19 protein-coding genes are annotated in these 19,084 nt (G+C 69.5%); 13 read left to right on the plus strand and 6 right to left on the minus strand.

Going from position 1 to position 19,084, the window contains the following annotated elements:
- Nucleotides 1-2: 2 nt before the first annotated feature.
- The 3 genes from ACIPV2_RS09310 to ACIPV2_RS09320 form a co-directional block, all read right to left on the minus strand.
- A complete protein-coding gene (locus ACIPV2_RS09310) occupies nucleotides 3-1,082 on the minus strand; it encodes an HAAS signaling domain-containing protein (protein ID WP_400840558.1) in 1,080 nt (359 codons plus the stop codon).
- Entirely contained in the window at nucleotides 1,079-1,432 is a 354-nt protein-coding gene (locus ACIPV2_RS09315; RefSeq protein ID WP_101187497.1) for a PadR family transcriptional regulator, read from the minus strand. Before ACIPV2_RS09315 ends, ACIPV2_RS09310 begins: the two co-directional genes overlap by 4 nt.
- Before the next feature lie 92 nt (nucleotides 1,433-1,524).
- Nucleotides 1,525-2,160, minus strand: coding sequence for a TetR/AcrR family transcriptional regulator (locus ACIPV2_RS09320; protein ID WP_400840561.1), 636 nt, complete (start codon nucleotides 2,158-2,160; stop codon nucleotides 1,525-1,527).
- Between the two features lie 61 nt (nucleotides 2,161-2,221).
- Between ACIPV2_RS09320 and ACIPV2_RS09325 the strand changes: the two genes are divergently transcribed.
- The 4 genes from ACIPV2_RS09325 to ACIPV2_RS09340 all read left to right on the plus strand — a co-directional run bounded on the left by ACIPV2_RS09325 (nucleotide 2,222) and on the right by ACIPV2_RS09340 (nucleotide 7,101).
- Nucleotides 2,222-3,520 (plus strand): glycosyltransferase, encoded by a 1,299-nt coding sequence (locus ACIPV2_RS09325; protein WP_400840563.1) that lies wholly within the window; start codon nucleotides 2,222-2,224, stop codon nucleotides 3,518-3,520.
- Between the two features lie 69 nt (nucleotides 3,521-3,589).
- Nucleotides 3,590-4,921 carry a transcriptional regulator gene (locus ACIPV2_RS09330; protein ID WP_400840565.1) on the plus strand — a complete coding sequence of 444 codons (1,332 nt, stop codon included), beginning with the start codon at nucleotides 3,590-3,592 and terminating at the stop codon, nucleotides 4,919-4,921.
- A 175-nt stretch (nucleotides 4,922-5,096) separates the two neighbouring features.
- On the plus strand, nucleotides 5,097-6,644 hold the full coding sequence (locus tag ACIPV2_RS09335) for an aldehyde dehydrogenase family protein (protein WP_400840567.1): 1,548 nt from the start codon (nucleotides 5,097-5,099) through the stop codon (nucleotides 6,642-6,644).
- Between the two features lie 61 nt (nucleotides 6,645-6,705).
- Complete coding sequence (locus ACIPV2_RS09340) at nucleotides 6,706-7,101, plus strand: DUF779 domain-containing protein (RefSeq protein ID WP_400840569.1); 396 nt, start codon at nucleotides 6,706-6,708, stop codon at nucleotides 7,099-7,101.
- A 187-nt stretch (nucleotides 7,102-7,288) separates the two neighbouring features.
- On the opposite strand, the gene ACIPV2_RS09345 is transcribed toward ACIPV2_RS09340, so the two are convergent.
- Complete coding sequence (locus ACIPV2_RS09345; protein WP_400840571.1) at nucleotides 7,289-8,482, minus strand: hypothetical protein; 1,194 nt, start codon at nucleotides 8,480-8,482, stop codon at nucleotides 7,289-7,291.
- A 119-nt stretch (nucleotides 8,483-8,601) separates the two neighbouring features.
- Between ACIPV2_RS09345 and ACIPV2_RS09350 the strand changes: the two genes are divergently transcribed.
- The 5 genes from ACIPV2_RS09350 (at nucleotide 8,602) to ACIPV2_RS09370 (ending at nucleotide 14,424) form a co-directional block, all read left to right on the plus strand.
- Nucleotides 8,602-9,579: a glycosyltransferase family 2 protein gene (locus tag ACIPV2_RS09350; RefSeq protein WP_400840573.1), complete on the plus strand. Its 978-nt coding sequence runs from the start codon at nucleotides 8,602-8,604 to the stop codon at nucleotides 9,577-9,579.
- On the plus strand, nucleotides 9,576-10,943 hold the full coding sequence (locus tag ACIPV2_RS09355) for a polysialyltransferase family glycosyltransferase (RefSeq protein WP_400840575.1): 1,368 nt from the start codon (nucleotides 9,576-9,578) through the stop codon (nucleotides 10,941-10,943). Before ACIPV2_RS09350 ends, ACIPV2_RS09355 begins: the two co-directional genes overlap by 4 nt.
- Complete coding sequence (locus ACIPV2_RS09360) at nucleotides 10,940-12,103, plus strand: cytidylyltransferase domain-containing protein (RefSeq protein ID WP_400840577.1); 1,164 nt, start codon at nucleotides 10,940-10,942, stop codon at nucleotides 12,101-12,103. Before ACIPV2_RS09355 ends, ACIPV2_RS09360 begins: the two co-directional genes overlap by 4 nt.
- A 126-nt stretch (nucleotides 12,104-12,229) precedes the next feature.
- Nucleotides 12,230-13,102: an N-acetylneuraminate synthase family protein gene (locus tag ACIPV2_RS09365; RefSeq protein WP_400840579.1), complete on the plus strand. Its 873-nt coding sequence runs from the start codon at nucleotides 12,230-12,232 to the stop codon at nucleotides 13,100-13,102.
- Nucleotides 13,099-14,424: a DUF6716 putative glycosyltransferase gene (locus tag ACIPV2_RS09370; protein ID WP_400840581.1), complete on the plus strand. Its 1,326-nt coding sequence runs from the start codon at nucleotides 13,099-13,101 to the stop codon at nucleotides 14,422-14,424. Before ACIPV2_RS09365 ends, ACIPV2_RS09370 begins: the two co-directional genes overlap by 4 nt.
- A gap of 32 nt (nucleotides 14,425-14,456) precedes the next feature.
- Here the strand turns inward: ACIPV2_RS09370 and ACIPV2_RS09375 are convergent, their stop codons facing one another.
- Complete coding sequence (locus ACIPV2_RS09375; protein WP_400840582.1) at nucleotides 14,457-15,203, minus strand: hypothetical protein; 747 nt, start codon at nucleotides 15,201-15,203, stop codon at nucleotides 14,457-14,459.
- Nucleotides 15,204-15,453: 250 nt separating this feature from the next.
- Here ACIPV2_RS09375 and rpsF point away from each other — a divergent pair, with 250 nt between their 5' ends.
- The 4 genes from rpsF to rplI all read left to right on the plus strand — a co-directional run bounded on the left by rpsF (nucleotide 15,454) and on the right by rplI (nucleotide 17,108).
- Complete coding sequence (gene rpsF / locus ACIPV2_RS09380) at nucleotides 15,454-15,819, plus strand: 30S ribosomal protein S6 (protein ID WP_101187511.1); 366 nt, start codon at nucleotides 15,454-15,456, stop codon at nucleotides 15,817-15,819.
- Between the two features lie 5 nt (nucleotides 15,820-15,824).
- Nucleotides 15,825-16,325, plus strand: a complete 501-nt coding sequence (locus ACIPV2_RS09385; protein WP_400840584.1) for a single-stranded DNA-binding protein — start codon at nucleotides 15,825-15,827, stop codon at nucleotides 16,323-16,325.
- Between the two features lie 64 nt (nucleotides 16,326-16,389).
- Nucleotides 16,390-16,644 (plus strand): 30S ribosomal protein S18, encoded by a 255-nt coding sequence (gene rpsR, locus ACIPV2_RS09390; RefSeq protein WP_071641238.1) that lies wholly within the window; start codon nucleotides 16,390-16,392, stop codon nucleotides 16,642-16,644.
- Nucleotides 16,645-16,655: 11 nt separating this feature from the next.
- Nucleotides 16,656-17,108 (plus strand): 50S ribosomal protein L9, encoded by a 453-nt coding sequence (gene rplI / locus ACIPV2_RS09395; RefSeq protein ID WP_400840588.1) that lies wholly within the window; start codon nucleotides 16,656-16,658, stop codon nucleotides 17,106-17,108.
- Between the two features lie 347 nt (nucleotides 17,109-17,455).
- Here the strand turns inward: rplI and ACIPV2_RS09400 are convergent, their stop codons facing one another.
- On the minus strand, nucleotides 17,456-19,015 hold the full coding sequence (locus ACIPV2_RS09400; RefSeq protein WP_400840590.1) for a chaplin family protein: 1,560 nt from the start codon (nucleotides 19,013-19,015) through the stop codon (nucleotides 17,456-17,458).
- Nucleotides 19,016-19,084: the final 69 nt, after the last annotated feature.

The following is a 19,084-nucleotide window of genomic DNA, read 5'->3' on the forward strand; positions in this document are numbered from 1 at the left end:
CCTCACGGGGCCGGCGTGGCCGCGCCGCCGTCCTCGGTCGGCTCGGACGCGTCCGGCGTCGGGGACGGCTGCGGGACCGAGGGACCCGGCAGAGGGGACGGGTCGCCCGGTGCCGCCGGGTCGAACCGCTTCGGCGCACGGAGGAAGGGCGCTGCGTCCTTCTCGATCGTCGTCTCGCGCAGGGTCTCCGTCGCCGGGTCGAGCTCGCCGATGCGAAGCGGGTAGACGTTCCACACGTCGTCGCCTCTCGCGTCCTGGTAGGGCACGCGCACGGGATGCTCACCGTCCCATCCGAGGCCCCACCACCCTTCCTGCTCGATGCTGCGTCCACGTCCGAACAGGTTCAGCTGCGTGCCGCGGTCGGTGTAGAGCTGCACGCCGTCGAGCAGTTCCCCCTGCTCGTCGTAGGCGAAGATGTTCCCGACCTGCTTGCCATCCAGCAGCAGACCCCGCTGCTCGGATGGTCCTTCATAGACGTACTCCACGCGGGGCAGCAGCATGGATGCGAGCAGGAAGGGGAGCGCGAGCACCGCGACCACGCTGAGCACGCCCCGAACGGGTTGCAGCGCGGTGTGCGGAAGCCAGCGACCGCGGCCCCATTGCACGCTCAGCAGCACGAGGCCGATGCACAGCAGCCAGCCCAGAAGGGTGTCGGGTGTGGCGGATCCCATCGACGATCCGAACACGCTGTGCAGCAGGAAGTAGAGGGCGAGACCCCGCAGCACCCACCAGACCGGGCGCAGCGCGTTGAAGAGGTCGAGCAGCCACGCACCGAACTTGTGGCGCCGGATGCTCTCGGCCAGCTCCTGCAGGTTGCCGCGCATCCGGATGCCCAGCGGTTCGCCGCGCGCGGGTTCGCCGCGCTCGGGCAGGCCAGCGGCCGATCGAAGCTCGGCAGCGTACGCCGCGGGGTCGCCCAGATCGAGGACGCCTCCGCCGTCCGACGCCTGCTCGGCGAGGTCGGCGGTCAGCCCGTCGATGATGTCCTCGACCTCGTCGGCGGGAAGATCATCGAGATGCGAGCGCACCGCGTCGGCGAAGGTGCGAATGCGCTCGCGCAGCGGAACATCTGTGGCGTTCATGACTTCTCCCCGGTGGTGTCGGATGCAGAGCGGGTCGCGGCGAGCAGATCGGTCATCGCGTGCGAGAAGGTCGTCCAGCTGGCGATCTGCTCATCGAGGGATCTGGCTCCCTGCGCGTTGAGGGCGTAGTACTTGCGGTGCGGACCGCCATCGGAGGGCACGACGTAGCTCGACAGCGAGCCGGCCGCGTACAGGCGCCGGAGGGTGCCGTACACCGAGGCGTCGCCGACGTCGCCGAGTCCGGCGTCTCGCAGTCGTCGCACGATCTCGTAGCCGTACCCGTCCTCCCGCCGCAGCACTGCCAGCACCGCGACGTCGAGCACGCCCTTGAGCAGTTGAGTGGTGTCCAATCGGGACTCCCTTCCGTGCACCGCACGCTACCACGCAATGCACAGTACCGCGCGCAACACGCCACCGCCGATGCCCACGTCGGAGACAGGAGTCAGCGAGCGAGCTCCGCAACGACGGCCGCACGGAGCCACTGCATGTAGGTGTCCCGCTCCCACCCCGACTGCGCGACGAGCTGCTGATAGCTCTCGGGTGACAGCAGGAACGACAGCGTGGCCGCGGTTCTCCGGGGATCGTCCTGGGCGACGGCGAGGCCCCGGGCCATGAGCTCGTCGACCAGGCGGCGGTAGTCGTCGGCGCGACGGCGCAGGATCTGCGCGAGCACTTCATCGACGCGCTCATCCGACAGCGCGGCGCCCAGCAGAACCGTCCAGAGCCGGTGTCCTCGGGAGTTGGCCTCGGTGATCTGGGTCAGCACCGTATCGAGGAAGGCATCGTCCGGCAGGTCGAGCACGCCGCCGGCGACCTCGGTGTCGGTGAGCGACTCAGCGCCCTCTCGTCCCGAGAACGTCATCTCGAAGGCGGCGATCAGCAGCTCGGCCTTCGACGCGGCCGACTTGACGGTCTCGCCTGAGACGCCGGCCACTCGAGCGATTGCGGCGATCGTCGTCGCCTGGTACCCCTGCTGGGCGAACAGCTCTCCGGCCGCGGCGATGATCCGCGCGCGTGTCTCCCTCGCCTGACGCGCGCGGAGTTCGGAGCGGTAGACGCGAGCGGTGGATTCAACCATTGACTTTCCTCACGAGCAGATGAATACTTTCTCGGTATATCGATCTTAGAGAAGGAGCGCCATGTCCAGCCACCTCATCGCCTGCACCCCGGCTCACGGCCACGTCATGCCGCTGCTGCAGGTCGCCCGACATCTCATCGCGCGCGGTGACGACGTGACGTTCCTCACCAGCGCCCGCTACGCCGATCGCGTCGTCGGCACGGGCGCTCGGTTCGTGGCTCTTCCCGCCGCCGCCGACGTCGATCTCGACGACGCCGACGGCGCGTTCCCCGAGCGCGTGGGACTGACCGGAACAGCAGCCCTGCGCTTCGACATGAGCAATCTGTTCGTCAGGCCCGGAGTGGCTCAGCTCGCTGCCGTGCGCGCTGTGCTCGCAGAGCGACCTATCGACACCATGCTCGCCGAGCCTCTCTTTCTCGGCGCAGCGCTGCTGCAGCAGCTGCCACGGGGCGAGCGGCCGCCGGTGATAGCCCTGGGAATCTTCCCGCTCGGCGTCCGCAGCCGCGATGCTGCACCGTTCGGCCTCGGGATCACGCCGATGTCGGGACCGATCGGGCGCCTGCGCAACGTCGTGCTGCGAACCGTCGCCGAGCGCGTGATCTTCCGCCGCGTGCAGGAGGAGGCCGACGCGTTGGCCGCCCGGGAGACCGGCTCTGGCCTCGGGGGATTCATCCTGGACTGGACAGGACGAGCAGACGCGTACGTGCAGTTCACCGTTCCGGAGTTCGAGTACCCCCGATCGGACCTCCCGTCGACGGTGCATTTCGCCGGACCGCTTCCCGGCTCGTCCTCTGCGCACGCGCTGCCCGCGTGGTGGAGCGATCTCGATGCCGGCGCACCGGTCGTGCATGTGACCCAGGGAACCATCGCGAACAGCGACTTCTCACAGCTCCTGCTGCCGACCATCGATGCGCTGCGCGACAGCGATGTGCTCGTCGTCGCATCCACCGGCGGGCGTCCCGTGGGCGACATCGCATCCGACCTGCCTGCGAACGCCCGCATCGCCGAATATCTCCCCTACAACCTGCTGCTGGCGAAGACCGACGTCATGGTGACCAACGGCGGCTACGGCGGGGTTCAGCAGGCGCTGGCGCATGGAACACCACTGGTCGTCGCCGGGCGGACCGAAGACAAGGTCGAGGTCTGCGCGAGAGTGGGGTGGTCAGGTGCCGGCATCGACCTGCGCACGCAGACACCCGGTGCGCCGACGATCCGAGCCGCGGTGCACCGGGTGCTGAACGAGCCCTCCTTCCGGGCGAACGCATCGCGAATCGGCGGGGCGCTGCAGGCCGCCGACGCCTGGCAGACGCTCGACCGGGTGATCGACGCGGCCGCGCTGCAGCGCACGACCCCCGCCTGAATGCGCGCGTGACCGACGCGCGTCCCAGACGTACACTGGGCACACCCATCAGCGCCGATCGGAGCACGTGTGCCGTCCCCGTGGTCGTCATCGCGCGATGCCTCGCCGGAGGTCTCGCGTCTTCTGATCGAGCGAGCACATGAGGAGCTCGTGGCCGGCAACCTCGACGACAGTCGCCTTCAGCAGGTTCGGCCGCTGGTGCGAGCGTCGTGGGAACGAGCGTGGCAGAGTCGCGTCGGCGCGGAAGGACTGCCTCCCCTCGAGCTCAGTCAGGACGCGCTCGAGGCGTATCGCACCGGGCATCCGCTCGCCGGGGTGATGGACCTCATCCGCTCGCTGCTGCTGCCCGGCAGCGCAGAGGACTCCGGCGTGGTGGTCGCCGTCGGCGATCATGCCGGCCGTCTGCTGTGGGTCGAGGGTGACCTGCGCCAGCGGGTGCTGTCGGGGGAGATGGGCTTCGTCGAAGGCGCCAACTGGTCGGAGCAGACGGTGGGCACCTCGGCACCCGGCACCGCGCTCGCCGTCGGCGAGTCGGTGCAGATCCACCACGCAGAGCACTACAACCGTCTGGTGCAGCCGTGGTCGTGCACCGCCGCACCCGTGTTCGATCCCGAGACGCGTCGCATTCTCGGCGTGATCGACGTGACGGGTGGGGCCGAGGCGGTCACGCCTCAGGCCCGGATGCTGGTGGATGCCACGGTCCGAGCGGTCGAATCCCAGCTTCTGGTCGCCAGGCTGAGGGCGCGCAGCGAGTCCCCCCGCGTCACAGAGCGATCGCCGAGACGAGCACCCCGCGACACCCGTCAGGCCCGACTGCAGGTGCTCGCCCGTGATCGTGCGCGGCTCGAGCTCATCTCCGAAGACGGCGAGACCGTGGTGGAGCTCAGCGCCAGGCACGCCGAGATCCTGCTCATGCTCGCTGTGCACCGCCACGGGCTCTCGGCCGAGCGGCTCACCGAGCTCGTCTACGGCGAATCCGCTTCGCCCGACACCCTGCGGCCCGAGATGGTGCGGCTGCGCAAGGTGCTCGAGCGCGTGTCACCGGATCTCGCGCCGCAGTCGCGCCCGTACCGGCTGCCCGCGCCGCTCGAGACCGACGCGCACAACGTGCTCTCTTTGCTCGACCGAGGAGCGCACCGCGTCGCCCTGAGCGCCTACGCCGGTGCTGTTCTGCCTGAATCGACGTCGCCCGGTGTGGAGGAGTTCCGCGACACCGTGCGTGCAGCGCTGCACGAGGCGATGGTCACCGAGGCCAGCCTCGACGTGCTGCTCGCGTACGCGGAGATACCGGAGGGGAAGAACGACCCCGAAGCGCTGCGGATGTGCCTGGAGATGCTGCCCGCGCGCTCGCCGCGGCGTGCCGCTCTCGTCAGCCGGATCGAGAAGCTCGAGGGGCGCTGATTCGGGCATCCGGTTCGGGCATCCGATTCGGGCACCCGATTCGGCCATCCGGATCGACGCGCGTAGCGGCGCAACCCGATGCAACGTTGCGCATCGAGGTGCAACGTCACGCCACCTACTTTCGAACCCAACAGCCGCGCAGCATCGAGGCCGCGGCCCGTCGAAGGAGTCACCGATGACCATCGTCGAAGAAGACGTGTCCACCGCCTACGTCGCTCCCGGCCAGCCCGGAGCCGTCGCCAACTACCGCGCCCGCTACGGCCACTACATCGGCGGCGAGTTCGTCGAGCCCGCCAAGGGCCAGTACTTCGAGAACGTCAGCCCGGTCAACGGCAAGCCGTTCACCGAGGTCGCCCGCGGCACCGCCGAAGACATCGACCGCGCCGTCGACGTCGCCTGGAAGGCGTTCGAGTCATGGAAGCGCACCTCGCCGGCCGAGCGATCCGTGATCCTCAACAGGATCGCCGACCGCATCGAGGAGAACCTCGAGATGATCGCCGTCGCCGAGACGTGGGAGAACGGCAAGCCGGTGCGCGAGACGCTCGCCGCCGACATCCCGCTGGCGGTCGACCATTTCCGCTACTTCGCCGGCGTGCTGCGCGGGCAGGAGGGCGGCATCAGCCAGCTCGACGAGAACACCGTCGCGTACCACTTCCAGGAGCCGCTGGGCGTGGTCGGGCAGATCATCCCGTGGAACTTCCCGATCCTCATGGCCACGTGGAAGCTGGCTCCCGCCCTCGCCGCTGGAAACTGCGTGGTCATCAAGCCCGCCGAGCAGACCCCGGCATCCCTCCTCTTCCTCTTCGAGATCATCGGCGACCTGCTGCCGGCCGGTGTGGTGAACATCGTCAACGGGTTCGGCATCGAGGCCGGCGCTCCGCTCGCTCAGCACAAGCGCATCCGCAAGGTCGCGTTCACCGGTGAGACGACGACGGGCCGGCTGATCATGCAGTACGCGTCGCAGAACCTCATCCCCGTCACCCTCGAGCTCGGCGGCAAGTCGCCGAACGTCTTCTTCGAGGATGTCGCCCGCGCCGATGACCCGTTCTACGACAAGGCTCTCGAGGGCTTCACGATGTTCGCGCTCAACCAGGGCGAGGTGTGCACGTGCCCGTCGCGTGCTCTCATCCAGCGCTCGATCTATGACGGATTCCTCGCGGATGGACTCGAGCGGGTCGGCAAGGTGGTGCAGGGCAATCCGCTCGATCCTGCGACGATGATCGGCGCGCAGGCGTCGAACGACCAGCTCGAGAAGATCCTCAGCTACATCGACATCGGCAAGCAGGGCGGCGCGAAGCTGCTCACCGGCGGCGAGCGCGTCGACCTCGGCGGCGATCTCAGCGAGGGCTTCTACGTCGCGCCGACCGTCTTCGAGGGCACCAACGACATGCGCATCTTCCAGGAGGAGATCTTCGGCCCCGTGCTCTCGGTCACGAGCTTCAGCGACTTCGACGACGCGATCTCTATCGCCAACGACACGCTCTACGGCCTGGGCGCCGGGGTGTGGAGCCGCAGTGGCGACACGGCCTACCGTGCCGGTCGTGCGATCGAGGCGGGTCGCGTGTGGACGAACACGTACCACCAGTACCCGGCGCACGCCGCGTTCGGCGGGTACAAGCAGTCGGGCGTCGGCCGCGAGAACCACAAGATGATGCTCGATCACTACCAGCAGACGAAGAACCTGCTCGTGTCGTACGCGGAAGGCCCGATGGGCTTCTTCTGATCGGCATCCGGGCGGGCGTCGCGTGACGCCCGCCCGAGACCCCATTCGAGAGGAGCGGATCATGGTGAGCATCGGCAAGTACCAGCGGGTGGACGTCACGGATACCGCGGCCGAGCTGCTGCGCGAGCTGACAGCCCAGCACGGGCCGCTGATGTTCCATCAGTCGGGCGGATGCTGCGACGGCTCGTCGCCCATGTGCTATCCGATCGGCATGTTCATCACCGGCCCCAGCGACGTGCTGCTGGGGCGGCTCGAGGTCGAGGGTCTCGACCCGATCGAGGTCTTCATGTCGGAGGCCCAGTTCGAGTACTGGAAGTACACGCACCTGACGATCGACGCGGTGCCCGGCCGCGGAGCGGGGTTCAGCGTCGAGGGCCCGACCGGCATGCGGTTCCTGACCAGGTCCCGGATGCTGAACGACGCCGAGCTCGAGTACTTCGGTCTCGCCCCGGCATAGGCATCCTCCTAACTCGCGGTGGTCCCATATGGCCGCCTCGCGCGTGAGGATGCGGCCATATGGGACCCGCGGGGCTCGAGGGTGCGGCGGGCGCGGCGGATGCTGCGGCTGAGTGGTCCCATATGGCCGCGTCGGGCGTAGGGATGCGGCCATATGGGACCCGCGCGGCTCGAGGGCCCGCCCCGCGTCAGCGCAAGAACAGGAACGACAGGATGCCGATGAGCTGGGGCAGCAGCGTGACGCCGACGACGACGAGGATGATCACGAGCGTCACCCACGAGAAACCCCTCCGCAGGCGCCGGCCCTGAGGCGCGACCCCCGGAGGCGGCCGCAGCATCCCGGCCGGCGGGGCGAAGGGCAGCGCCGCCGCGGACGTTGCCGGGGCGTGGCCCGCGAGAGGCGACGCGGGCTGCGCTGCCGGATGCCGCACCGCAGTCTCCTGCGCGAGCCGCAGCCGGTCGTCGCGCCAGCGCGCCCACTGGTCGAACTTCGTCATCAGGGCGCCCACGGTGCCGAACAGCCACGCCCACGTGCTCGCATCGGTGGTCGACGCCGGGCGGCGCATGTAGAGGAAGAGCCAGTCATCGACGATCTCGACGTCGAGCTGCGCGGCGTGATCGATGAACCGCGCCATGATGTCGGGGGTGAACAGGTAGAGCGCGTCGGCCTCGTACCCGCTCGGGCAGTACAGCGTGAAGTGCTGGTCGAAGTCCCCCTCGAGCGAGAGCCGCTGGTCCTTCGAGAAGGTCGCGGGCAGGTTCGAGCCGAGTGCGTTGTTACCCAGCGCGTCGAGCACGATGTTCGGCAGGGGCACGTCGAGCTTCACGGCCACATAGCCCCAGCTGTGGGTCGTCTTGTTCTTGCCCGAGCCGGTCGTGTACTTGTAGTTGCCGAACTCGACGAAGCGCGGATTCTGGCCGCGCACGAGCTCAGAAGCCACCCGCGAGTGGCCGCGGTGGAAGATCATGCCGGGAAGCGGCGGGTCGTTCACGAGCGGGCGGAAGGTCATCGCGTTCGCCTGAGCGAAGCGGGAGATCCGGTAGGCGCTCTCCCGCGAACGGCGCCTCGAGACGATGAACAGCGGGATGCCGACGCCGGCGAGCGCGAGCGGGATCAGCACGGGGAGTGTGAACAGCGCCCCGAACCCCGCGTTTCCGGATGCGATGCCCGCGACCAGCCCTATCAGGGTCAAGCCGACCGTGGGCAGGAACACGAGGGCGAAGACCACCCCGATGACGAGCGCGATCGCGACCTGGGAGCCCGGAGCGGGGTTCTGCGCCTTGACCACCCGCCAGAACTCGTTCACCGCACGCGGATCGACGGGCTCGGTCAGCGGTCTGGTCTCGAACGGATACGGCCGCGGTGACAGGGGCGTCGTCATCGGCCACCCCCTCGCTCGGCGATCCACTCCATGCCTAAACGCTACCTGCCCCGCTCCCCGTCACCGGGTGTTCACTCGACGGACGCGTGTGCGTAAGAGCCACCCGGCACGATGACGCAGTGCCTGCACCCTCGATGACCGTGATCCTCCCCGCGAAGGACGCGGGCGGGTTCATCGGCACGGCGCTCGAGACCCTCACCCGCCAGTTCGCGGACGATCGCGTGCTGAAGCTCGTCGCGATCGACGACGGCTCGAGTGATGACACCGGGGCTGTGATGCACCGGTACGCCGAGCGGTTCGCGCACGCCGAGATCATCCGCAACGACACCCCCAGGGGCCTCGCCACCGCCCGCAATCAGGGGCTGGCGCACGTCGAGGGCGACTCCTTCTGCTTCCTCGATGGTGACGACTGGATGCAGCCCGGCCGGCTGCCCGTCCTGCAGCGAGCACTGCACGACCTCGGGTGCGACTTCCTGCGCACCGACCACGTCACCGTCCAGGGCGCGGAGCGCCGTCTGGTGCGCGCGCCGTTCACGGACCGCGGCGTCGCCGCCGATCCACGCGATGCGATCCTGCCCGCCGAGGATCGCACGATGGTCGACTATCCGTTCGCGTGGGCGGGTCTGGTGCATCGTCGGCTGCTCGATCAGGGTGTCGCCGATTTCAGAGACGGTCTGTTCACCGCCGAGGACCGCCCCTGGGTCTGGCGGCTGCACCTCACCGCACGCTCGTTCGCGGTCGTCGATGCTCCGCACCTGCTGTATCGACGTGGGCTGCCGGACTCGCTCTCGAAGACCCTGGATCGCCGCCAGCTGCATTTCACACGGGCTCTGAGTGAGGTCCTCGACCTCGTCGAGGCCGACCGGGAGGCCGATCGGCTGCTGCCCAAGGCCGTGTTCAGCGTGCTGGCGCTCAGCTCGCACCATCTCGTGCGCGCTCGCCGCATGCAGCCGGCCGTGCGTGGAGAGCTGCGCGTCGGCATCCGAGGTCTGCTCGCCCGCCTGCCGCGCGGCCAGGCGCAGACGGCGATCCAGCGGATCGGGGGTCCGCGCCGTCGTGTGCTCACGCGGGTGCTGCGAGAGGCGCACCGCGCATGAGCCGGCCGATTCAACTGTTCGCCCTGCACAGCGCATACGGGCTGATGACGGCAGTCGCCGCGATCGACGCAGGGCTGCTCGGTGGTGAGGACGACGACATCGAGCGCATCCTCGTGCCGATGAACACCGCCGCCGTGCCCGAGACCGCGCCCGATCTCGGGAGCGTGCCCCGACTGGCTTCGCTGCGCGCGCGATTCGATCGGATCGAAGCGCTGAACCCGCTGCTCGATCCGCTGCACCCGACGGCCTGGCGGCCCGATGACCACGACCTTCCCATCCTGGAACGGCTGTTGCGGCGGGCATGGGGCCTCGGCGACGCACGGCTCGAGCTGTTCGTGCAATCGCCGCAGGTCGCGCCGGCGCGCACGCTGATGACGCTGTTCTCACAGGCGCAGCTGAACGTCATCGGCGACGGGCTCATGACGTACTCGCCGATCCGCAGCGCGCTGCCACGGCAGGTCACCGAGCGCGTCGCACGCGTCGTGCACCCCGATGTCGTGCCTGGCGTCGCACCGCTCGTCTTCGTCGAGACCGGTGCGATCCGCGTGCCGGTCTCCGCTGCGGACCTCGGGCGAGTGCTGCGCGAGGCCGGGCGGGCGCAGCCGGATGCCGCTCTCGACACCCTTGTCACCCCCGGCGTCAGGACGGCGCTGGTTCTCGGGCAGTACCTGTCGGCCCTCGGGCTGATGAGCGCAGACGACGAGACCGCACTGCAGATGCGGATGATCGACCGAGCGGCGGATGGCGGCGCGCAGCGCGTCGTGTTCAAACCGCACCCCTCTGCGCCGCCTGCTCTGTCGGATGCGCTGGCGCAGCGGGCATCCGCTCGAGGGCTCGACTTGGCGACCTACGCGGGCGACCAGCCGGGCGAGTACGTCGCGCACCATTTGGGAGCGGCGGCCGTCATCGCCGGCTTCTCGACCGCTCTGCCGACCGTGCGGGCGGTGTTCGGCATCCCCGTGCACGCCGTGGGAGCCGACACCGTGCTCGCGCGACTGACGCCCTACGAGAACAGCAACCGAGTGCCCGCGGTCATCGTCGACGCTCTCGAGCGCCGCGTCGCGGCGGATGAGCTGCAGGGCGTCGTCAACGCCGTCGGGTACGCCATGCAGCCGGACATCGCCGCGCATCTGCGACCGAGCGCGATCGCCGCGCTCGCCGCCATGACCGCTGCCGACCGCGAGCGGTACGTTCCGCCCCATCGTCTGCGCGCCCTCGATCTGCCGGGAGCGCCCGCGCCGACGCGATGGCAGCGGACGGGCGACCAGGCCGGGGGAGTGGGGCGCTGGGAGGAGCTTCGGCTCACAATGGAGGGTGCGAAGCGCCGCGCCCGCAGAGTCTGGAAGGCGGCGTCCGGCCGATGACCGAGAACGAGCTCACTGTCGCCATCATCCCCGCCCGCGGCGGGTCGAAGGGCGTGCCGGGCAAGAACCTGCGGAGGGTCGGCGGGATACCGCTGGTCGAACGGGCGGTTCGCGCTGCTGCCGAGGCGCGAGGGGTGGACCTGGTGGTCGTCAGCACCGATGACGCCGAGATCGCACGAGTCGCCGCCGCGGCAGGTGCGCGGGTCATCGTGCGCCCGGCCGACCTGTCAAGCGACAGCGCGACTTCCGAGAGCGCGGTGCTGCACGCCCTCGACGCGCTCGCCGCCGACGGCGCTGCGGTCGGCACCGTGGTCTTCGTGCAGGCGACGTCCCCCTTCATCCCGAGTGAGGGCATCTCCGAAGCCGTCGCGCTCATCGTGACCGACCGATACGACAGCGTCTTCTCCGCCCACGAGACCTATGGCTTCCTCTGGCGACGGGATGCCGATGAGCTGGCGACCGCGATCAACCACGACGCCGCGCGTCGGCCGCGCCGACAGGACCGCGAGCCGCACCTCCTCGAGACCGGAGCGTTCTACGCCTTCACCGCCGATGGGTTCCGCGCGGCGCGTCACCGGTTCTTCGGGCGCATCGGCATCGTCCAGGTGCCCGAGACCGCTGCCATCGAGATCGACGACGAGCGCCAGCTCGCGGTCGCATGCGCTCTCGCGGCGCTCGAGGAGGCACCGGATGCCCCGATCGCAGCATCCGTGCTCGTCACCGACTTCGACGGGGTGCACACCGACGACACGGCCACCGTCGACACCGACGGCCGCGAGTCGGTGCGGGTGAGCCGGGAAGACGGCATGGGCGTCTCGCGGCTGCGCCGCGCGGGCATCCCGATGCTCATCCTCTCCACCGAGCTGAACCCCGTCGTGGCGCGCCGGGCCGAGAAGCTGCAGGTGCCGGTGCTTCATGGCGTCGATGACAAGGCCTCCGCTCTGGACTCGTGGGCCGCCGAGAACGGCGTCGCGCTGGCCGACATCGCCTACGTCGGCAACGACGTGAACGACCTCGGCGCCCTCGGCATGGTCGGCTGGCCGATCGCGGTGGCGAACGCGCACCCCGCCGTGAGGGCGGCCGCGCGCGTCGTGCTGACCCGTCGCGGTGGTGAGGGAGCGGTGCGTGAGGTCGCTGAGCGCATCCTCGCGGCCCGGTGAGTGAGCGGTCCTTGCCAGCCACCCCGGTTCGTCGCACCCGTGTCGGCAGAAGGTCACCGGCCCGACGCCACCGGTTCACCTGGCGCGCGTAGACCGGGAGGACACGACCGGAAACGGAGGGTCCTCATGACCGTCACCATCGCAGACCGCGTGATCGGCGGGGGCCGACCCACGTACGTCATCGCCGAGATCGGCTTGAACCACAACGGCGACGTCGAGATCGCCAAGCAGCTCATCGACGTGGCCCGCGCCGCCGGCGCCGACGCCGTGAAGTTCCAGAAGCGCACGCCCGAGATCGCCACGCCCGAGCACATGCGCGATGTGCCACGGGAGACGCCCTGGGGCACCATGAGCTACCTCGACTACCGTCGCCGTGTCGAATTCGGCCGCGAGCAGTACATCGAGATCGGCGACCACGCGACCATGGCCGGACTGCACTGGTTCGCATCGCCCTGGGACGTGCCGAGCGTGGACTTCCTCGAAGACCTCAACGTGGTCGCCCACAAGGTGGCATCCGCCAGCCTCACCGACACCGAGCTGCTTCAGGCGCTGCGCGCCACCGGCAAGCCGGTCATCCTCTCCACCGGCATGTCGACCATCGAGCAGATCGATCTCGCGCTCGACACGCTCGGCACCGACCGCACCATCCTCATGCACGCCACCTCGACGTATCCGATGGAGTCGGCAGAGGCGAACCTGAAGATGATCGCCACTCTGCGCGATCGCTACGCGGGCGTGCCGGTGGGCTACTCGGGACACGAGCGCGGCCTGCAGATCTCGCTCGCATCCGTCGCGCTCGGCGCGGTGGCCGTCGAGCGTCACATCACGCTCGACCGTGCCATGTGGGGCTCCGATCACGCAGCATCCCTCGAGCCGGCCGGGCTCGAGCGGCTGGTGCGCGACATCCGCGTCATCGAGGAGGCGCTCGGCGACGGAGTCAAGCGCGTCTATCCCGGCGAGCTCGCCCCCATGGCCAAACTGCGTCGCGTCGGCGCATGACCTTCCCCGGCAGCCGGCCGCCCCGGCTGCGAGTCGTCGTGATCGGCGATGCCGACTCGTTCGTCAAGTGGGCTGCGCACCTCATCGACCAGGTCGACGACATCAGCCAGCACCTGCTGCTGGTGCACACGCCGCTGGTCGTGAGCGATGCGCAGCGCGATGCCGCGGTCGCCGGAACCCGGTTCGCTGACCGCCCCGCGTCGATCACCCGGATCCCCTTCGACGACGTCGCCGACTGGCTCGCCAGAGACACCCCCGACATCATCGTGCTGGCCGGCCGCGCGCCCTTCGTGCGTCTGCTCGGACGCGAGATCGACCGGCTGACCCGCCGCCCCATCGTGGTCAGCGGTCTGCCGGGCATGTCGATCCCGGCGCTGCGCGGCGCGCTCGAGTACCGCCGGCACTGCGACCTCGTCGTCGTGCACTCGCACCGCGAGGTCACCGCGTACGCCCGCCTCGGTCGGGCTCTCGGACTGACGGTGCCGGTGGCGCTCGCGACCCTTCCCTTCGCCAAGCCGTCTCGTGCGGCGAGCACCGGCAGCGACCTCGTCTTCGCCGCGCAGGCGCTCGTTCCGGCGGATCGTGCGGAGCGGCGCCGCATCGCCGAGATCCTGCGCCTGGCGGCGGTCGCCGACCCGTCGCGCCGCGTCGTCGTCAAGCTGCGCTCGCGTCCCGGCGAGGTCGAAGCGCATCAGGAGCGCGACGGGTACACCGACCTGCTCGAGAACGCACCGGAGAACCTCGTCTTCTCGTTCGCGCCGATGGCGGAGGCGCTGGCGACTGCCGAGGGCCTGGTGACGGTGAGCTCGACGGCTGCGGTGGAGGCGCTGGCAGCCGGCATCCCGGTGATCGCGCTTGACGACTTCGGCGTCAGGCCCGACCTGCTCAATCGCGTCTTCGAGCGCAGCGGCCTGCTCGGCGGCGTGGACGATGTCGTGGCGCGGCGCTTCCGGCATCCGGATCCGCAATGGGCGGCGGCCAACTACTTCCACGATTCGCGGGATTCGCGGTGGTGGGAGCAGGTGCGCGCGCTGGTCGCGCAGCGACGCCGCGGTGCCCTGCCCGCGCGCACCGTGCCGGCACCGCGCGGCGGTGCGCTGCACGCCGCCTGGCACCGCCGCATGGTGCTCGGCGACGCCGACCGCACGCTGTCGGGTCGCATCGCGGCCGTGGTGGTGACGCCGGCGATCGCAGCTCTGGCCGCGCTGAAGCGCCGCCGCCGACCGGCTGTTCCGGATGCCCTGGCAGCCGACTTCACGCTCGCCCCGAGTCCGCTCGCGGAGCCGGTGCGACGCCATGCGGCATCCGCGTCGATCCGGTAGACCGCCGGTGTCTGCGAACTCGCCGGTCCGGTTCAGAACTCGCCGGAGCGAAGCAGGGCGACGGTTCCCGCGCCGATCTCACGGCGGGATGCCGGGGTCGCGGCGTAGTGCGCGATGAGCTCGGTGAGCAGGATGGGGTCGCTGGCGAGATCGCGCGGTGCCCAGCGCAGCTCACGGCCGTCGCGCATGCGCACCACGGCGTGCTGCTCAGCGAGCCCGGCGAATGCCACGTCGCCCCACGGGGCGGAGACCTCACGCCCCTGGCATCGCAGCCCCACCTGTTGCGGGGTCATCGACAGCACGGACCCCACCGGTCCCCTCCAGCCGCGGATGCTGCAGACGACCGCTGCTGCCGCGGGCACGAACATCACGGCCGGACCATAGCGCGTGGTCGAGGCGAGCTCACCGGTCGTGAGCACCCACACCACCGATGCGGCCAGCGCGAGGCCGGGGATCCCGAGCAGTCGCAGCGGCAGTCGCGTGCGCGTTGGGGGGCCGAACTCGACCATCTCGCCCTCGACCCGCAGGCGCAGGATGCGACGGCGCTGCACGCCGAGTTGCGCCACGACCGCCCACGCCGTGCAGGCGATCAGCGCCATGAGGCTCAGCGCGAACGCGAACACCGCCGGCGAGGGCGATGACAGCAGCAGGGATGCCAGCCATCCGCCGCCGACGAGTGCGATGATGCCGAAGCAGGTGAGCGCGATGCCGGTCGCCGCCGGGTTCGACCCGCGCCCTGTCCACCCCGAGCGGCCAGGCACCCAGATGCTCTGCGTCACTTCCAAGAGTCGCTCCACGCCTTCGTCGAACCGATCCTAGCGAGCGCCCGCGCCGGATGCGGCAGGCAGCAGCGGACGCGACGCACGATGCTGACCGCTCGTGTTTCCCAGGGAGCTCGGCTTCCGGTAGACTGTTGTGGTTGTCTGCCTGTCGGCATCCATTCGGGAAGCTGCGACAGACGACGTGCTACACACCCTCCTGCTTCCGGGAAAGTCCCGGGAGCCGTTCTAGTCCGAAGGAGGTGGGTAAGTGACGCACCAGTACGAGCTCATGGTCATTCTGACCCCCGAGCTGGACGAGCGCCAGGTTGCCCCCAACCTCGACAAGTTCCTGAAGGTCATCACCAACGATGGTGGCTCGATTGACAAGGTCGACATCTGGGGCAAGCGTCGTTTCGCCTACGAGATCAACAAGAAGAACGAGGGCATCTACGCCGTCGTCAACTTCACCGCCACCAGCGAGGCCACGGTCGAGCTCGACCGTCAGCTGAAGCTGAGCGAGCTCGTGTTCCGCACCAAGGTCCTGCGCGCCGAAGAGGCACAGGCCATGGTCGCCGCCGAGGCTAAGCGCGCTGCCGAGAAGGCCGCTCGCAAGCCCAAGGTCGCGAAGGCCTAAGGCTCATGGCCGGCGAAACCGTCATCACCGTGGTGGGCAACCTCACCGCAGACCCCGAGCTGCGTTACACGCAGAACGGCCTGCCGGTGGCGAACTTCACCATCGCCTCGACCCCGCGCACGTTCGACCGTCAGGCCAACGAGTGGAAGGACGGCGAAGCGCTGTTCCTCCGCGCGTCGGTGTGGCGCGAGTTCGCCGAGCACGTGGCAGGCTCGCTGACCAAGGGCATGCGCATCATCGCGCAGGGCCGTCTGCGTCAGCGCTCCTACCAGGACCGCGAAGGCAACCAGCGCACGTCGATCGAGCTGGAGGTTGACGAGATCGGTCCGTCGCTGCGATACGCGACGGCACAGGTCACGCGGGCCGCATCCAACGGCGGTGGACAGTCCCGTCCGCAGCAGCAGCAGCAACAGCAGGTCTCGGACGAGCCGTGGTCGACCCCCGGCTCCTCGAGCGCTGACGCCTGGAGCGCTCCGGGCAGCTTCGGCGACGACACCCCGTTCTGAATCTCAGGCCAGGGCCCTTCGACAGGCTCAGGGACCCAGGCCGATCATCTCTTAAGGAAGAAACATGGCTGGAAAGTCGAGCGGCGATCGCCGCAAGCCGCGGAAGGGTGGCAAGCCCACCGCTCCCGCGAAGTCCATCCGCGTTGGCGTCATCGACTACAAGGATGTCGCGACGCTTCGCAAGTTCATCTCGGAGCGCGGGAAGATCCGTGCCCGTCGTATCACCGGTGTCTCGGTGCAGGAGCAGCGTCTGATCGCCAAGGCGATCAAGAACGCTCGCGAGATGGCTCTCCTGCCTTACGCCGGCGCTGGCCGCTGAGGGGTACCGACATGGCAAAGCTGATTCTCACGAACGAGGTCGCCGGGCTCGGAAGCGCCGGTGACGTCATCGAGGTCAAGAACGGGTACGCCCGCAACTACCTCGTCCCCAAGGGCTACGCCGTGGCGTGGACCCGTGGTGGCCAGAAGCAGGTCGAGTCGATCCAGGCAGCCCGCAAGGCCCGCCAGATCCACGACCTCGACGAGGCGACCGCACTCAAGAACAAGCTCGAGGGCACCAAGGTCCGTCTGGCCGTCAAGGCCGGCGCCGAGGGTCGCCTGTTCGGCTCGGTGAAGACCGCCGACGTGGCCGACGCCGTCGCCGCTGAGGGCCTCGGCTCGATCGACAAGCGCAAGGTGCACTTCACCTCGCCGATCAAGACGACGGGCGAGCACGAGGCGACGGTTCGTCTGCACGACGACGTCACCGCCGCGATCACCCTTCAGGTCATCGCCGCGAAGTAATTCCGCTGCACCAGCAGGCCCCCGACATCTCCGGATGCCGGGGGCCTTCTGCATAGTGCGGCTGCGGTCCTTCGTCTGTCCAGCCTGCCGACGGCCGACGGCGATGCTGCGGGGTCGAAAGTGCACGCTTTCGGGGGCCCTTCTGTACACGATTGGCCCCGGCCAGTGGCCGCTGAAGTATTGCAGCGATACGCGATCCGTTGCGAATGCTGCGGGGTCGAAAGTGCACGCTGGGCGGGGCTCTTCTGTACTTTTTCGACCTCGCAGCGGCGCGTGGGCGGATGCTGAAGGGCATGCCTCTGCGGCGGATGCGACCGCAGAGGTCGCATCCGCCGCAAAGGCTGACATCAGGCCGTTGCGCGAGCGCGACGGACCAGCGCTGCACCGATGAGCAGCATCAGGCCGGCGAGCAGGGCGAGGACCGGAGCCATCTCACCGCCACCGGTCATGGCCAGCGCCGGGGTCCCGGCCAGGGCCGCCGATGTCGCCGAAACACGCGGCGACGTCACGAGGGCCGCGGTGACCACGCCGAGACCCGGCGCCTGGTCGATGCTGGGCCGCGTGCTCGGGTCGGTGCCCGGCTCAACGCCCGGGTTGGTGGTGCCGGGCTCAGTGCCCGGGTCGGTGGTGCCAGGCTCGGTGCCGGGCTCAGTGCCTGGGTCGGTGGTGCCAGGCTCGGTCCCGGGCTCGGCGCCGGGAGTGACTGCCGGCACCTCGACCGTGCTGTCGCCGATCAGGGAGATACCGTTGCCACCGATGGTGATGGGTGCGGTGATAGGCAGCAGCACCTGGGTGCCGCCGAGGATTCCACCGTTCCCGCCCGTGGTGGCGTCCGACGCAGGTGCACCGGACGCTGCGGTGCCGTCCGACCCCTGAGCGACGGTGGCGTCTCCGAGGAGGGAGATGCCGTTGCCGGTCACGGTGATCGGTGCGGTGACGGGTGCGAGCACCTGGGTGCCGCCGAGGATGCCGCCGTTGCCGCCGGTGGTGGCATCGGTCACGGGTGCCTCGGCGGGTGCGGATGCTCCCTGGGTCCCGTTGGAGGAGGTGGCGTCTCCGAGGACGGCGATGCTGTTGCCCCCGATGGTGATCGGCGCCGTGATGGGTGCGAGCACCTGGGTGCCGCTGAGGACACCCTCGGTTCCGTCAGTGGTGGCATCGGTTGCGGGTGCCTCGGCGGGTTCGGATGCTCCCTGGGTCCCGTTGGAGGCCGTGGCGTCTCCGAGGACGGCGATGCTGTTGCCCCCGATGGTGATCGGTGCGGTGATGGGTGCGAGCACCTGGGTGCCGCTGAGGATCGCGTCGTCGCCGCTGGTGCTGGCATCGATTGCGGGTGCCTCGGCGGGTTCGGATGCTCCCTGGGTCCCGTTGGAGGAGGTGGCGTCTCCGAGGAGGGAGATGCCGTTGCCGCCGATGGTGATCGGTGCGGTGACGGACACGAGGCCCTGCGTGCCCGACAGGATTCCGTCCGAACCCGAGGTGCTGGCTGGTGCCGGCGCAGGTACCGGTGCAGGTGCGGGCGCCGGTTCAGGCGCATCCGACTGAGCGGCGGTCGACCCGAGAACGCTCACGGCGTTCCCCGACACGTTCACCGGAAGGACCACGTCGATGACGGCCTGCGTGCCCGAAGCCACACCGCCGTCACCGGTGGTCTCGGCTGACGGAGCCGGTGCAGGAGCCGATGATCCGGCATCCGTCATCGATCCGGTGGTGGTTCCGCTGCCGAGCACCGAGACGGCGTTGCCGACGATGTCGATCGGCGCGGTGACCGGGGCGAGGATCTGGGTCCCCGAGAGGAGACCTTCGTCTCCGTTCGTTTCAGCCGCGTTCGCGGCCGTGGCGCCGAGCAGCGAGACGCCGCCGGCGATGAGCGCGCCCCACATGGCGTGCTTGACGATAGTGCGCATGAGAATTACTCCTGATCTGTGCGAGAGGAAGACCACACGGTCGCGTGGTCCGGCGTGCCGATACAGGAT

Origin of the sequence: Microbacterium sp. NPDC089987 (assembly GCF_044748505.1) — a bacterium.
Taxonomy (GTDB): domain Bacteria; phylum Actinomycetota; class Actinomycetes; order Actinomycetales; family Microbacteriaceae; genus Microbacterium.

Coding starts and splice junctions, on each gene's coding strand:
- ACIPV2_RS09325 (WP_400840563.1), top strand. CDS start 2,222: ATGTCCAGCCACCTCATCGCCTGCACCCCGGCTCACGGCCACGTCATG.
- ACIPV2_RS09310 (WP_400840558.1), bottom strand. CDS start 1,082: ATGAACGCCACAGATGTTCCGCTGCGCGAGCGCATTCGCACCTTCGCC.
- ACIPV2_RS09320 (WP_400840561.1), bottom strand. CDS start 2,160: ATGGTTGAATCCACCGCTCGCGTCTACCGCTCCGAACTCCGCGCGCGT.
- ACIPV2_RS09360 (WP_400840577.1), top strand. CDS start 10,940: ATGACCGAGAACGAGCTCACTGTCGCCATCATCCCCGCCCGCGGCGGG.
- ACIPV2_RS09385 (WP_400840584.1), top strand. CDS start 15,825: ATGGCCGGCGAAACCGTCATCACCGTGGTGGGCAACCTCACCGCAGAC.
- ACIPV2_RS09345 (WP_400840571.1), bottom strand. CDS start 8,482: ATGACGACGCCCCTGTCACCGCGGCCGTATCCGTTCGAGACCAGACCG.
- ACIPV2_RS09355 (WP_400840575.1), top strand. CDS start 9,576: ATGAGCCGGCCGATTCAACTGTTCGCCCTGCACAGCGCATACGGGCTG.
- ACIPV2_RS09365 (WP_400840579.1), top strand. CDS start 12,230: ATGACCGTCACCATCGCAGACCGCGTGATCGGCGGGGGCCGACCCACG.
- rpsR (WP_071641238.1), top strand. CDS start 16,390: ATGGCTGGAAAGTCGAGCGGCGATCGCCGCAAGCCGCGGAAGGGTGGC.
- ACIPV2_RS09340 (WP_400840569.1), top strand. CDS start 6,706: ATGGTGAGCATCGGCAAGTACCAGCGGGTGGACGTCACGGATACCGCG.
- ACIPV2_RS09400 (WP_400840590.1), bottom strand. CDS start 19,015: ATGCGCACTATCGTCAAGCACGCCATGTGGGGCGCGCTCATCGCCGGC.
- rplI (WP_400840588.1), top strand. CDS start 16,656: ATGGCAAAGCTGATTCTCACGAACGAGGTCGCCGGGCTCGGAAGCGCC.
- ACIPV2_RS09370 (WP_400840581.1), top strand. CDS start 13,099: ATGACCTTCCCCGGCAGCCGGCCGCCCCGGCTGCGAGTCGTCGTGATC.
- ACIPV2_RS09335 (WP_400840567.1), top strand. CDS start 5,097: ATGACCATCGTCGAAGAAGACGTGTCCACCGCCTACGTCGCTCCCGGC.